Consider the following 14,296-nt stretch of genomic DNA (forward strand, 5'->3'; position numbering starts at 1 on the left):
GGGTCACTTCTCCAGCTCGGTGAGGCGGTCGGCGACCACGCGGGCGATGTGCGCGATCGGCTCGGGCAGGGTCATGTCCTTGTGGGAGCAGGCGACATCGGTGTTGTCGATGCGTCTGCTCACATAGGGCGTCCAGGTGTCGGGCGTCAGGGCGTCGTCGATGGTGTCGACGGTGGCCCGGAAGAACAGGACGTCGCCGTCGAACCGGCGGTGGTCATAGCGCCGTACCAGGTCGTTGGTGTTGAGGTAGGTGTCGGCGAGGGCTTCGATGGTGGCGGTGGGGAGCGCGGCGAGGGGGCTGTTCTCGCGGTGGAGCACGTCGACGACGTTGGCCGTCGTCAGCGCCTTGCCCTCCAGGCTGTCGGGGCCGTAACCGCCCATCGTCAGGAGCGATTCGAGGGCTTCGGCGTGGTCGGACTCGGGCAGGTCGCGGAAGCCCTCGGCCGGGTAGGCGTCGAGGATCGCGAGGAGCTGCACCTCCTCGCCCGCGGCCTGGAGGTCGGCCGCGACCGCGTGCGCGATGATGCCGCCGGTGGACCAGCCGAGGAGCCGGTAGGGGCCGCTCGGCTGGACCTCGCGGACGCGGGACGCGTAGTGCGCGGCGAGTTCCTCCAGGGTGGCGGGCAGCGGTTCGGCGGCCGTCGCGGGGCCGACGCCCTGGGCCTGGAGGCCGTAGACGGGCACGTCCGGCGGCAGGTGCCGGATGAGGCCCGCGTAGCACCAGCTGAGCCCGCCCGCGGGGTGCACGCAGTACAGCGGGGCGCGGTCCCCGGCCGGGCGCAGCGGCAGCAGGACGTCCAGCGGGTCGTCCTCGCGGTCGGCGTCGAGCACGGCGTCGAGGGCGGCGACGGTGGGCGACTGGAACACGGTGCCGATGGAGACGTCGGTGCCGAACGCCGCCTGGACGCGGGCGGCGAGGCGCACGGCGAGCAGCGAGTGCCCGCCGAGGTCGAAGAAGTTGTCCTCGGCGCCGACCCGTTCGAGGCCGAGCACGTCGGCGAAGATCACGCAGAGCTGTTCCTCGCGCGGGGTGCGCGGGGCCCGGCCGCCGCCGGTGGCCGCGGGCGCGCCGGGCGCGGGCAGGGCCTTGCGGTCGAGCTTGCCGTTGCCGGTCAGGGGCAGCCGGTCCAGGAGCACGACGGCCGAGGGGACCATGTGGACGGGCAGGTGCCGGGCGCAGTGTTCGCGCAGCTCCGCCGCCGTGCCGGAGGCTCCCGGGGCGGGCACGGCGTAGCCGACGAGGCGCTTGTCGCCGGGGGTGTCCTCGCGGACGACGACGGCCGCGTCCGCGACGTCCGGGTGGGCGGCGAGGGCCGCCTCGATCTCGCCGAGTTCGATCCGGAAGCCACGGATCTTCACCTGGTGGTCGGCGCGCCCGAAGTACTCCAGGGTGCCGTCGGCGCGGCGCCGGGCCAGGTCGCCGGAGCGGTACATGCGGCTGCCGCGCGCCCCGAAGAGGTGCGCGTAGGGGTCGGCCACGAACCGGGTGGCCGTCAGGTCGGGCCGTCCCAGGTAGCCGAGGGCCACGCCTTCGCCCGCGACGTACATCTCCCCGGTGACGCCGGGCGGCACCGGCTGGAGGCGGTCGTCCAGGACGTACACGCGCAGGTCGGGGATGTTGACGCCGATGGTGGACGAGGTGGCGGCGGCGGCCGTGGCACGGTCGAGCGGGAAGTGGGTGACGTGCACGGTGGTCTCGGTGATGCCGTACATGTTCACCAGCGTCGGCGCGTCCTCGGCGTGCCGGTCGTACCAGTCGGCGAGCCGCCCGAGCTCCAGCGCCTCGCCGCCGAACACGACGTAGCGCAGGGCGAGTTCGGTGCCGGGCGCGTCGCGGTCGGCGGCGGCCAGCTGGTAGAAGGCGGACGGCGTCTGGTTGAGGACGGTGACCCGTTCCTCGGCGAGCAGGCGCAGGAAGGCGCCCGGGTCGCGGCTGGTGAGGTGCGGTACGACGACGACCTTGCCGCCGTACAGGAGGGCGCCCCACAGCTCCCACACGGAGAAGTCGAAGGCGTACGAGTGGAACAGCGTCCAGGCGTCGTCGGGGCCGAAGGCGAACCAGTGGTCGGTGGCGGTCAGGAGCCGGGTGACGTTGTGGTGCGAGACCACGACGCCCTTGGGGCGGCCGGTGGATCCTGACGTGTAGATGACGTACGCCGGGTCCTCCGGGGCGAGGGGCCTGGTGCGGTCCTCGTCGCGCAGCGGTGTGTCCGCGTACGAGCCGGTCGTGTCGCCGTCGACGGTGAGGACGGGCAGGTCGTGGGCGGGCAGCCGGGGCGCGGTGGCCGTGTCGGTGACGACGGCGGCCGGCCGGGCGTCGGCGAGCATGTACGCGAGGCGCTCCGCCGGGTAGTCCGGGTCGAGCGGCAGGTACGCGGCGCCGGACAGGGACACCGCGAGGAGCCCGGTGACGAGTTCGGCCGAGCGGGGCAGGGCGAGGGCCACGATCGAACCGGGGCCGATGGAGCGGGCGGCGAGCAGCCGGGCCAGGCGGTGGGCACGCGCGGAGAGTTCGGCGTAGGTGAGCTGCTGTCCGTCGTGGCTGACGGCGATGCGGTGGGGGTGGCTGCGGGCGGCTTCCTCGTAGCGCTCGGCGAGGGCGGCGGGTTCGGCGGGGCCGGCGGGCAGGGCCTGGGCGTTGCCGTCGACCAGGGCGCGGCGCAGCTCCTCGGGGCTGAGCAGGGGCAGCAGGGCGAGCGGGGTGTCGGGGGCGTCGGCGGCGGCGGTGAGCAGCCGGGCGAGGCGGTCGGCGAGTGCCTGGGCGGTGGCGCGGTCGAAGAGGTCGGTGCGGAATTCCAGGAATCCGCCGATGCCGCCGCCGGGCCGTTCCCCGGCGTTGAGGGTGAGGTCGAACTTGGCGGTGCCGGACGGCACGGCGGTCATGCGGGCGCTGAGGCCGGGGGCGAGCGCGAAGGCGGTGTCGGGGACGGACTGCCAGGCGAGCATGGTCTGGAAGAGGGGGTGGCGGGCCAGGGAGCGGGCCGGGTTGAGCGCGTCGACGAGGTGGTCGAAGGGCAGCGCGTCGTGTTCGTGGGCGCCGAGGGTGGTGGCGCGCACCCGGTCGAGCAGGTCGCGGAACGTCGGGTCGCCGGAGGTGTCGGCGCGCAGCACGACGGTGTTGGTGAAGAACCCGACGAGGTCGGCGGTGGCGTCGTCGGCGCGGCCCGCGACGGGCGTGCCGAGGGGGATGTCGGTGCCGCAGCCGTGCCGGGTCAGGAGCGCGGCGAGGCCGGCCTGCACGGTCATGAACACGCTGGCGCCGGTGGCGCGGGCGAGCCGGGCCAGGGCGGTGTGCGCGGCCTCGTCGAGGTGGAAGGGAACGGTGTCGCCCCGGTGCGACGCGACGGCGGGGCGGGGCCGGTCGACGGGCAGTTCCAGCTGGTCGGGCAGTCCGGCGAGGGCCTGCTTCCAGTACGCCAGGTGTTGTTCGGCGAGGGCCGTCGGCGCCTGGGCGGGGCCGAGGAGGCGCTGCTGGTGGGCGGCGTGGTCGGCGTACTGCAGGGGCAGCGGGGCGAACTGCGGGGCGTGGCCCGCGAGTCGGGCGGCGTAGGCCGTGGCGAGGTCCCGGGCGAGGGGCGTGGTGGAGGCGCCGTCACCGGCGATGTGGTGCAGGAGCAGCAGGAGCGTGTGCCGGTCGGGTCCCGTGATGAACAGCGTCGCGCGCAGCGGGGGTTCGGCGGCGAGGTCGAAGCAGTGCCGGACGGCGCCGCCGAGGTCGTCGCCGGGCGCGGCGAGGTGCAGGACCGCTCGGGCAGCGGGGTCGTCCGGGTCGAGGATCCGCTGGCAGGGCAGGTCGTCGGCGGCGCCCTCCGTGACCGGGTACACGGTCCGCAGCGTCTCGTGCCGCGCGCTCAGGTCGTGCAGGGCCAGCGTGAGGGCGTCCCGGTCGACGGGGCCTTCGAGGCTGAGGGCGAGCGGGATGTTGTACGTGGCGCTCGGGCCCTCCAGGCGGTGCAGGAACCAGAGCCGCTGCTGGGCGGGCGAGAGGGGGAGGTCGCCGGTGCGGGGGACGGGGGTGACGGCGGGCGCGGGGTCCTGGTCACCGTCCGGCGCGCTCTCGGCCTCCTGGGCGCGGACGAGCGCCGCGAGCCCGGCGGGCGTGGGGGTGCGGAAGACGTCGGCGAGGGAGACGTCGGCGTGGAAGGTCTCCTTGATGCGGGCGGCGAGCCGGGCCGCGAGCAGCGAGTGGCCGCCGAGGTCGAGGAACCCGGCGTCGGGGGCGACCGGCTCGCCGAGGCCGAGGAGGTCCGCGAAGAGCCCTCGGATGACCTCGGTGTGCGGATCGTCCGTGGCGGCCACGTCGGGCGCGCCGGAGGCGGGGGTCTCCGGCTCGGGCAGGGCGCGGTGGTCGAGCTTGTCGTTGGCGGTGCGCGGCAGCGCGTCGAGGAGGGTCACGGTCGTGGGGACCATGTGCTCGGGGAGGGCGGCGGCCAGGTGGTCGCGCAGGGCGGTGGGGTCGACGCGGGCGACGGAGCCCGCACCGGCGACGGGGTCCACTCCGGTGACGGAGTCCGCACCGACAAGGGGGCCCGCCCCCGTACCGGTACGCGGCACCGCGTACGCGAGCAGCCGCTTGCCCGTGACGCCGTCCCTGGCGATGACGGCGGCCTGCGCCACGCCGGGGTGCGCGGCCAGGACGCTCTGGATCTCGCCGAGTTCGATCCGGAAGCCGCGGATCTTCACCTGGTCGTCGGTGCGCCCCAGGAACTCCAGGGTGCCGTCGGCCCGGCGCCGCACCAGGTCCCCGGTGCGGTACATGCGGCCGCCCGGCGCGCCGAACGGGTCGGCCACGAAGCGCTCGGCGGTCAGGTCGGGCCGGCCGAGGTAGCCGCGGGCCAGGCAGGCGCCCGCGACGTACAGTTCACCGGCCACGCCGTCGGGGGCGGGGCGCAGGCTGGAGTCGAGGACGTAGGCGCGGGCGGCGCGCACGGGCCGCCCGTCGGCTTCGGCGCCGGTCCAGTAGTAGGCGTCGACGGTGGTCTCCGTCGGCCCGTACAGGTTGAGCGGATGCGTGCCGGGGACGGCGGACAGGCGTCGCCACAGCGGCTCCGGGACGGTCTCGCCGCCGACGACGAGGACGGCGGGGTGGTGCCTGCCCTCGTCGAGCAGGCCGTCGGCGATCAGTGCCTCCGCGTAGGAGGGCGTGACGTCGAGGTAGTCGACGCGGTGGGTGTCGACGTAGGCGGTGAGGGCCGCGGGGTCGCGGTACGTCCCGTCGTCGAGCAGGTGCAGTTCGTGGCCGTGGACCATCCACAGGACGGGGTCCCAGGACGCGTCGAAGGCGAACGAGGCGCTGTGGGCGACGCGCAGGCGGGCGCGGCCGGTGCGGGCGACGGCCGGGGCGATGTGGTCGGTGCCGTGGCCCGCGAGGAGGTTGGCCAGGGAGGCGTGGGTGACGACGACGCCCTTGGGGCGGCCGGTGGAGCCGGAGGTGTGGATGACGTAGGCGGCGCTGTCCGGGGCGGGCGCGGCCGCGGGGACGAGGGCGGGTCTCTCCGCGAGCGCGGCCCGCGCTTCGGCGTCGTCCAGGGCGAGTTCGGGCACGGTGTGCGGCGGCAGTGCGGCGAGGGTGTCGGTCGTGCCGAGGACGCACACGGGCCGGGCGTCCGCGAGGACGGCGCGGGTGCGGGCGGCGGGGTGGCCGAGGTCCAGGGGCTGGCAGACACCGCCCGCCTTGAGGACGGCGAGGAGGGCGACGACCATGTCGGTGCCGCGCGGCAGGGCGAGGGCGACGGGCGTCTCGGCGGTGACGCCGCGGGCGGCCAGTTCGTGGGAGAGCCGGTTGGCGGCGGCGTCGAGGCCGGCGAAGGTGAGGGCCCGGTCGCCGCAGCGCACGGCGACAGCGTCGGGGGTGCGGGCGGCCTGCGCGGCGAACGCGGCGGGCACGGTCGTCGTGGCGGGCTCCTCGGTCCGGCCCGACGTCACGCGGCGCACCTCGTCGGCCGGCATCAGGTCGAGGGTGGCGAGGGGGCGGTGCGGGTCGGCGAGGAGCTGGTCGGTGAGGGCGCGCAGGAGGTGCTGGAACGCGGCCTGGTGACGGGCGAGTTCGTCGGTGTCGTAGCGGTCGGCGGCGGCGTCGAGGCTGAGAGTGAGGCCCCCGTCGCGGCTGGGCCACGCGCCGATCGCCAGGTCCTCCACGGGGCCCGCGGCGAGGTTGCGCACGGTGCCGGGCAGGCCCGCGAAGTCCAGGGTGTCGCCGTCGAACGGCTTGACGTTGACCATGGGGCCGGTGAGGGGCGTGGCGGCGGAGCCGAGGCCGAGGTCCCGGCGCAGGTCCGCCTGCGGGTAGCGCTGGTGGCGGCGCACGGCGCGGATCTCCAGGACGACGCGGCGCAGCAGTTCGGCCACGCTGTCCTGGGGGCGGACGGCCAGGCGCAGCGGCAGGACGTTGACCGTCATGGCGGGGGTGCGCAGGGCGGCGGGGCCGCGGCGGTTGGTGACGGGCAGGCCGAGCACGACCTCGGGGGCGCCGGTGATCCGGTGCAGGTAGGCGGCCGCGGCGGCCACGACCAGCTCCGCCCAGGTGGCCTTGGCCGCGGTGGCGGCGGCGGAGACGCGGTCGAGGCCCGGCAGTTCGGCCGTCGCCTTGCGGAGTTCTCCGGTGGCGCCGGTCGCGGGGCGGCCGGAGAGGGTCACGGGGGCGGGGGCGTCCGCCATGCGCTCCGCCCAGAAGGCCCGGTCGGTGGCGAGGCGGTCGCTCGCCAGGTACTGGGCCTCGTCCTCGACGAGTTCCCGCAGGGGCGCGAAACGGCAGGCGGGCGCGGATGCTTCGGGGTCGGCCGTGAACGCGGTGTACAGCTCGGCGACGCGGCGGCCGATGAGCTGGAGGGCGTAGGCGTCGACGGCGATGTGGTGCACGCGCTGGTACCACCACGTGCGGTCGTCGGCGATCCGGATGAGGGCCTGGGTCATCAGGCCGTGGTCGTCCCCGGCATCCGCCGCGTCCGCCGCGTCCCCGGCGTCGGCGGGGCGGGCCAGGTCGGCGCGGATCCAGGCGTCGGCGGCTTCCTCGGGCCGGTCCTCGGAGCGCAGGTCGAGCCGGTGCACGGGCAGGTCCGTCGCGTACGCCGCCTCCCGCACCCACTGCCGCGGCTCGCCGTCCACCTCGGTCACGCGCAGGCGGAGCGTGTCGGCCTCCGCGACGGTCCGGCGCACGGCACGCTCGAGCCGGTCCTCGTCCAGGGCGCCGTGGATCTCCATGACGTCCGCGGTGTGGAACGCGGCGCCGCCGGGGTCCAGTTGCCGCGCGTAGTGGATGCCGGCCTGCGGCGTCAGCAGCGGGAACACGTCGTCCGGACGCGGATGCATGCGTACAACTCCTCGGGGATCGAGCGCACCGGACCACCAGCGCGAAGTTAGGTAAGCCTAAGCTATGTTCTCGGGGGCGATGACGCGAACCGTTCCGTCCGCCTCCGCACCCGAAGAGGACCGATGCCGCACCCCACCCACGGCGAAGCCGCAGCGACGCACGGCGCCACCACTGCCCCCGACGACCTCAAGTCCGCCGTGCGGCAAGGCGTCGAAGGACACCGCGACGACCTGATCGCCCTGAGCCGCCGCATCCACGGCCACCCGGAGACGGCCTTCACCGAGCACCGCGCCGCCGCCTGGTGCGCCGAGGCCCTGACGGCGGCCGGATTCGCGGTCGAATCCCCCGCGTACGGCCTGGAGACCGCGCTCTCCGCGACGCTCGGTCCGGGGCCGCGGACGGTGGCGATCGTCTGCGAGTACGACGCCCTGCCGGACCTCGGCCACGCCTGCGGCCACAATCTGATCGCCGCCGCCGGGGTCGGCGCGGCCCTCGCGCTCGCCCCGGTCGCCGACGAACTCGGCCTGCGGATACGGGTGCTCGGGACGCCGGCGGAGGAGCGCGGGGCGGGCAAGGCCCTGATGATCGACGCCGGGGCGTTCGACGGGGTGGACGCGGCGATGATGGTGCACCCGTGCCCGTTCGAGATGTCCGACTTCCGGTCGTTCGCGCTCGGCACGCTGTCGGTCACGTACACCGGTCGCGCCGCGCACCCCAGCCTCAATCCGCACGAGGGCCGCAACGCCGCCGACGCCCTGACCGTCGCGCAGGTCGCGCTCGGCCTGCTGCGCCAGCATCTGCCGCCGCAGTGGCGGGTGCACGGCATCACCACGGAGGCGGGCACGAGCCCCAACGCGGTCCCGGTCCGCGCGACGGCCTCGTACGAACTGCGGGCGCTGGCCGCCGAGGACCTCGCCGAACTGCGCGCCCGCGTGGAGGACTGCTTCCGCGCCGGGGCGCTCGCGACGGGCTGCGAGGTCACGCTGGAGCGACCCGAGCCGGACTATCTGGACTTCCGGGGCGACCCCGCCCTGATCGAGCTCTGGACGCGCAACGCACGGGCGCTCGGACGCCCTGAGCCGGTGGAGCGCCCGCCGTTCGCCTGCACCGACATGGGCAACGTGTCCCACGTCGTGCCGTCCATCCACCCCGTGCTCGACATCAGCGGCGGCGCCTGCGGCCCGCACGAGCCGGAGTTCGCGCAGGCGGCGATCTCCCCGACGGGGGAACGGGCACTGCTCGACGGGGCGACGGCGATGGCGTGGACGGCGGTGGACTTCGTCCGCGCCGACGGGCAGGCTACCGGCGGCTGACTCCCGCGTGGCTGGCGTGGCCGCCCCCCGGGCTCCATCGGGGAGCGGCCACGGCCACATGACGGCTCGTCGGGACCGGTCAGGTACCGGCCACCGACGGCACGCCAGGACTCACAGGCCTCACAGAGCCCTCTAGGTCCTCGGGACCCTCAAGGCCCTCGGGATCCTCAGGGCCCTCAGGACCTTCAGGACTTGGACAGCGCCTTGGTGATGTCCTTGAGCACGACACCGCTGGCCAGCGGTCCGCCGCGGGTGGACCAGACCGACCCGTTCACGGTCACGACGTGCTTCTTCTTGACGGCGCCGAGCTCCTTGTACGCGGGCTTGGACTGGACGTCCTTCAGGGCCTTCTCGCCGTCGGACGTCAGGGTCGAGAGGAACAGCCAGTCGCCGTCGATCTGGTCGATCTTCTCCAGGCTGAGCGACGGGGTGTGGGCGTTGCCGTCCTTGTTCTGCGTCTTGGGCCGCTTCAGGCCCATCTCCAGGGCGACGCCGCTGGCGAACTGCTTCTTCTCCATCCAGCTGGGGCCGTCCGGGTTCCAGCGGACGATGGACACCTCGGCACCCTTGTCGGCGCCGAGCTTCGCACCCGCGGCCTTCGCGGCGGACTCGTGGTCGGCGATGACCTTGTTGGCCTTCTCCAGCTTGTTCACGGCGTTGCCGATGCCACGGAAGGAGAGCTTCCACTCATCGGTGGGCGCCATCGTGACCAGGGTGGCCGGGGTGATCTCGCGGAGCTGCTTGAGTACCTGCTCGTCCTGCATGTCACCGGCCAGGATGAGGTCGGGCTTGGCGGCGACGACCTTGTCCATCACGGGCTGGAGCAGATTGCCGACGACGTCGACGTCCTTGACCTTGTCGGCCAGGTACGCCGGGGGCTTGTCGAGGCCCTGGCCGTTGGTGATGCCGACCGGCTCGATGCCGAGCGCGAGCACCGCGTCCAGGTCCTCCTGGGTCAGGGTGACGATGCGCTTGGGGTGCGCGGGGACCTTGACGGTGCGGCCCGTGGCGTCCTTCACCGTGCGCGTGCCGGAGGCCTCGCCCGCCGAGGCGCCCTTGGAGTCCTTCTTGTCCGAGCCGGAGTCGGAACCGCATCCGGTCAGGAGCAGCGCGGCCGCCCCGAGGGCTGCGACTGCCTGCGCCGCGCGGCGCGGCACGAGGGGAAGGGATCTGCGGGGCAGGTTCATCGAAGGCTCCGTGTTCAATGGGACATGACTGGGCCGAGGCGCGCGCGGCCATCCGGCCGCGCCACCCCACGGCGCAGAGACTAAGGTTAGCCTTACCTTACAGTTGCGAGGCAAGGGGTTGCCTCATCCCCCGGGAAGGGCGAGGCACACAGTGGAACTGCGCGTCGAGCGAGTCACCGCCGGATACGCCGGCCGCACCGTGGTCGACGAGGTCGACCTCACGATCGGCTCCGGCCAGGTGGTGGCCGTCGTCGGCCCCAACGGCTGCGGAAAGTCGACCCTGTTGCGGACGATGGCCCGGCTGCACGCACCGGATGCGGGGCGGGTCCTCGCCGGCGGCGCGGACGTGTGGCGGCTGCGCCAGCGCGAGGCGGCGCACCGCATCGCCCTGCTCCCCCAGTCCCCGCAAGCGCCCGAGGCCGTCACGGTCGCGGGTCTCGTACGCTACGGCCGCCACCCGCACCAGGGTCTGTTCCGGCAGTGGTCCCGCGAGGACGAACAAGCCGTGACCAAGGCTCTCGACGCCACCGGCACCACCCCGCTCGCCGAGCGGCGCCTCGACGAGCTCTCCGGCGGCCAGCGCCAACGCTGCTGGCTCGCGATGGTCCTGGCCCAGGAGACCCCGGTGGTCCTGCTCGACGAGCCGACCAGCGCGCTCGACATCGGCCACGCCGTGGAGGTCCTCGACCTGGTGCGCGACATCGCCGCGGGCGGCCGCACCGTCGTCATGGTCGTGCACGACCTCGCCGCCGCGGCCCGCTACGCCGACACCGTCGTCGCGATGCGCGACGGCCGCGTCGTGGCGTCGGGACCGCCCCGCGAGACCATCGACGCGGACCTGGTCCGGGAGTTGTACGGCATCGACACGGAGATCCTCTTCGCGCCGTCCGACGGCGCCCCGGTCGTGGTGCCGACCGCGCGGGTGGCGGCCACGGCCGGGGACAGCCGCTAGAGGGGCAGCGCCGACGGTTCCGGTTGTTCCCGACGGCTCCGATGCGGTGAGTGGCCGGGATGCGCGCGGCGGCGACACCGACCGCATCCGCCTGTCGCAACCCGGCCGCCGGGGCCGACAGTTGTCGCACCGTCAGCGCGCGACGTCGGCCACCGCGGGCTCCGGCTCGTCCACGGTCGCGGGGGACGGGTCCTTCGGGCCGCGCAGGACGGTGTGGACGAGCAGCACGCCCATCACGGCGACGCCCGCCCACATGGCCTGCCGCCAGCCGTCGACGAACGACTGTTGCGCGGCGTGGACGAGGTCCTGGGAGTGCGCGCCGCCGCCGGGTGCCGCCTCGACGGCGTTGGCGACACCTTCGCGTGCGGCGTCCGCGGCCTCCTGGGGGATGCCGTCGAGCTTGTCGTCGATGGCGCCGCGGTAGCCCGCCGACAGCAGGGCGCCGAGCAGGGCCACGCCGAGGGCGGTGCCGAACTCACGGGTGACGTCGTTCAGCGCCGAGGCGACGCCCTGTTCGGCGCGGGGCAGGGAGCTGGTGATGGCCTCGGTCGAGGGGGTCATCGAAAGGCCCATGCCGGCGCCCATGGCGAGCAGGCCGGCCAGGACGGAGAGGTATCCGCCGTCGACGGAGACGAACACGGCCATCAGGACCAGGCCGAGCATGGCCAGGGCGACGCCCACGGCCATGGTGACGCGGGCGCCGACGCGTGCGGCCACCCTGGGGGCCAGGCCGGACGCCGACATCATCATGACGGCCATGGGCATCATCGCCACGGTGGACAGCAGCCCGGACCAGCCGAGGACGGCCTGGAAGAACGGGAAGAGGACCACGGCGACACCCGCCTGGACCCCGAAGACCACCAGGAGCGTGATCGAGCCCCCGGCCAGGCCGCGCTCGCGGAACAGGCGCACGTCAAGGAGCGCGGCGTCGCGGCGGCGCAGCTCCCAGGCCACGAATCCGACAGCGGCCAGGACACCGACGGCCAGACCGGTCAGCGTCACCGGGGCGTTCCAGCCGCGCTCGGGGCCCTCCTGCAGAACGAAGATCAGGCCGATCACGGCGACGGCGGACAGCGAGGCGCCCGTGGTGTCGAAGGAATGAGCCGCGTCCCGGCGGGAGTTGGGCACGGCCTTCAGCGTCATCACCAGAGCGACGACGACCAGGACCACGGGCAGGGCGAACAGCAGGCGCCAGTCGGCGACATCGACCAGGAGCGCGGACAGGAACATGCCCAGGATGCCGCCACCCCCGGCCACGCCGGTCCACACGCCGATCGCCTTGCCGCGCTGCTCCGCGGGGAACGTGCTCGTGATGACGGCCAGCGTGATCGGCATGATCATCGCGGCACTCACGCCCGCGGCCGCACGCGCGGCGATCATCACCCCGGCCGACGGAGCCAGCCCCGCGACGACGCTCGCGGCGCCGAAGACGGTCAGCCCGGCGATCAGCATGGGCTTGCGGCCCAGCCGGTCGCCGATGGCGCCGAGCGGCAGCAGCAGCGCGGCCAGTGCCAGGGTGTAGATGTTGATGATCCACAGGACGGTGTTCTGCGAGGCGCCGAACTCCACCGCCATCTGGGTCTGGGCGACGTTCAGCCCGGACACCGACGCGATGACGGCCATCAGCGCGACGGAGACGGCGACCAGGATCGTGCGCAGCTGACGCGCGTCGGGCGTGCCCGCTCCGCTCGCCGGTGCCGCCGCCTGGGGAGGCTGGTGCGTACTCATGTCTTCCTTCCGAGGGCATGCGGGATCAGCGCCGGAGCAGGGCCGGCCGCCGCAGTGAGGGGGGTGAACGCGCGTGGCCCGCCGATCCGGGCCACCTGCCGCCGACAGTAGGCCCGCCTTGCCGCCAAGGCATACGCTGTTGCCCATGACGCAAGAAGATGGGCAGCTGGACGGCCTCGTACGCAAACGGATCCGCGCCCTGCGGGTCGCCCAGGGCTGGTCCCTGGAGGAACTGGCCACCCGCGCCAACCTCAGCCAGTCCTCGCTCAGCCGCATCGAGAACGGACGCCGCCGCCTCGCCCTGGACCAGCTCGTCACCCTCGCCCGCGCCCTGGACACCACCCTGGACCAGCTCGTGGAGAACGCCGCCGACGACGTCGTCGTCAGCCCGATGATCGACGCCGCCCACGGTCTGATGCGCTGGCCCATCAAGGGCGACCCCGGCATGAGCGTGATGCGTCAGCGGATGACCGACCCTCCGCCGGACAACCCCGCCCGTATGCGCGCCCACCCCGGCCGCGAATGGCTCGTGGTCCTGTCCGGCACCGCCGTCCTCCTGCTCGGCAATCGCCGGTTCCGCATCGAGACCAACCAGGCGGCCGAGTTCCCCACGATGATGCCGCACGCGATCGGCGCCGAGGGCGGGCCGTGCGAGATCATGGGCATCTTCGACCGCGACGCCCGCCGCGGCCACCAGCGCGACACCGCCGAGGCCGACGGCGCCGCTCGGACCTCCGACGAGTGACGGCGCCGGAGCACACGCGGGTTCTTGCGTGCCGGGCAGCAGGAGCGGCGACTTCCTTGCGCAGACGGCAAGAAGCCGTGCCGTGGACGCATGAGCGTCCTACGGTGTCGCCATGACCCAGACCCACCAGCACGCCCCTCACGGCGAAGGCGGCCACCACCAGGCGCACGACGACGGCCAGGCGGAGATCCTCGACCTGGACGCCGAGGTGCTCGCCGAACACATCGCGTTCATCACGGCCTGGCTGCCGCTGCGGACCGCGCCGCGCCGGATCGTGGATCTGGGCTGCGGCACGGGGGCGGGCACCTTCGCACTCCTGGAGCGCTTCCCGGAGGCGCACGTCACCGCCGTCGACACCTCGGCCGGGCATCTGCAGCACCTGCGCGAGAAGGCCTGCGCCCGTGGGGTGGAGGAGCGCGTGCGCACCGTGCAGGCCGACCTCGACGCCGCCGACTGGCCCGACCTCGGAACGCCGGACCTGGTGTGGGCCTCGGCCTCGATGCACCACATGGCCCGCCCCGACCGGGCCCTGGCCAGTGTTCATGACCTGCTCGCCCCGGGTGGCCTGTTCGCCGTCGTTGAGCTGGACGGCTTCCCCCGCTTCCTGCCCGCCGACACCCCCGAGCACCGCCCCGGTCTCGAGGAACGCTGCCACAGGGCGACCGACAGCTTCCACGCCGAGCACGTCCCGCACCGCGGCGCCGACTGGGGACCGATGCTCACCGCCGCCGGGTTCACCGTCGAGGACCGGCGCACCCTCACCGTCGACGTCCCGGGCGACCGCAGCGCAGCCATCGGCCGCTACGCCCACGGCAGTCTGCGGCGCGTCCGCGGCGCCGCGGCACCGGCGCTCGACCCCGAGGACCTCGCAGCACTCGACGAACTGCTCGACACCGCGAGCCCGTACAGCATCCTGCGGCGCGACGACCTCGCCGTACGCACCGAGCGCACCGTCTGGGCGGCCCGTCGCACCCGCTCGACAGCCACTCCGGAAACCGTGCTGGACCCGCTGACGGCGCCTCACCCGGCCGCGTAGGGCGCGGCGGCCGGACGCCGACGGAA

At 74.2% G+C, this 14,296-nt stretch carries 7 protein-coding genes; 4 read left to right on the forward strand and 3 right to left on the reverse strand.

Annotated elements, in window-relative coordinates; all coding sequences use genetic code 11:
- Positions 1-3: 3 nt before the first annotated feature.
- Positions 4-7,308: an amino acid adenylation domain-containing protein gene (locus AB6L24_RS01400; RefSeq protein ID WP_405651048.1), complete on the reverse strand. Its 7,305-nt coding sequence runs from the start codon at positions 7,306-7,308 to the stop codon at positions 4-6.
- Between the two features lie 123 nt (positions 7,309-7,431).
- On the opposite strand from AB6L24_RS01400, the gene AB6L24_RS01405 reads away from it, so the two are divergent.
- Entirely contained in the window at positions 7,432-8,622 is a 1,191-nt protein-coding gene (locus tag AB6L24_RS01405) for a M20 family metallopeptidase (protein ID WP_405651051.1), read from the forward strand.
- Positions 8,623-8,807: 185 nt separating this feature from the next.
- Here the strand turns inward: AB6L24_RS01405 and AB6L24_RS01410 are convergent, their stop codons facing one another.
- Entirely contained in the window at positions 8,808-9,809 is a 1,002-nt protein-coding gene (locus AB6L24_RS01410; protein ID WP_405651053.1) for an ABC transporter substrate-binding protein, read from the reverse strand.
- Positions 9,810-9,960: 151 nt separating this feature from the next.
- Between AB6L24_RS01410 and AB6L24_RS01415 the strand changes: the two genes are divergently transcribed.
- The gene (locus tag AB6L24_RS01415) at positions 9,961-10,761 is read left to right on the forward strand and encodes an ABC transporter ATP-binding protein (protein WP_405651055.1); all 801 of its coding nucleotides are present in this window, start codon (positions 9,961-9,963) and stop codon (positions 10,759-10,761) included.
- Positions 10,762-10,893: 132 nt separating this feature from the next.
- Here the strand turns inward: AB6L24_RS01415 and AB6L24_RS01420 are convergent, their stop codons facing one another.
- Positions 10,894-12,489, reverse strand: a complete 1,596-nt coding sequence (locus AB6L24_RS01420; RefSeq protein WP_405651057.1) for an MFS transporter — start codon at positions 12,487-12,489, stop codon at positions 10,894-10,896.
- Between the two features lie 145 nt (positions 12,490-12,634).
- Here AB6L24_RS01420 and AB6L24_RS01425 point away from each other — a divergent pair, with 145 nt between their 5' ends.
- Entirely contained in the window at positions 12,635-13,234 is a 600-nt protein-coding gene (locus AB6L24_RS01425) for a helix-turn-helix domain-containing protein (RefSeq protein ID WP_405651059.1), read from the forward strand.
- Positions 13,235-13,346: 112 nt separating this feature from the next.
- Positions 13,347-14,270 carry a class I SAM-dependent methyltransferase gene (locus AB6L24_RS01430; RefSeq protein WP_405651061.1) on the forward strand — a complete coding sequence of 308 codons (924 nt, stop codon included), beginning with the start codon at positions 13,347-13,349 and terminating at the stop codon, positions 14,268-14,270.
- Positions 14,271-14,296 lie beyond the last annotated feature (26 nt).

The sequence above is a fragment of the Streptomyces sp. RK9 genome (assembly GCF_045070545.1).
Taxonomy (GTDB): domain Bacteria; phylum Actinomycetota; class Actinomycetes; order Streptomycetales; family Streptomycetaceae; genus Streptomyces; species Streptomyces alboflavus.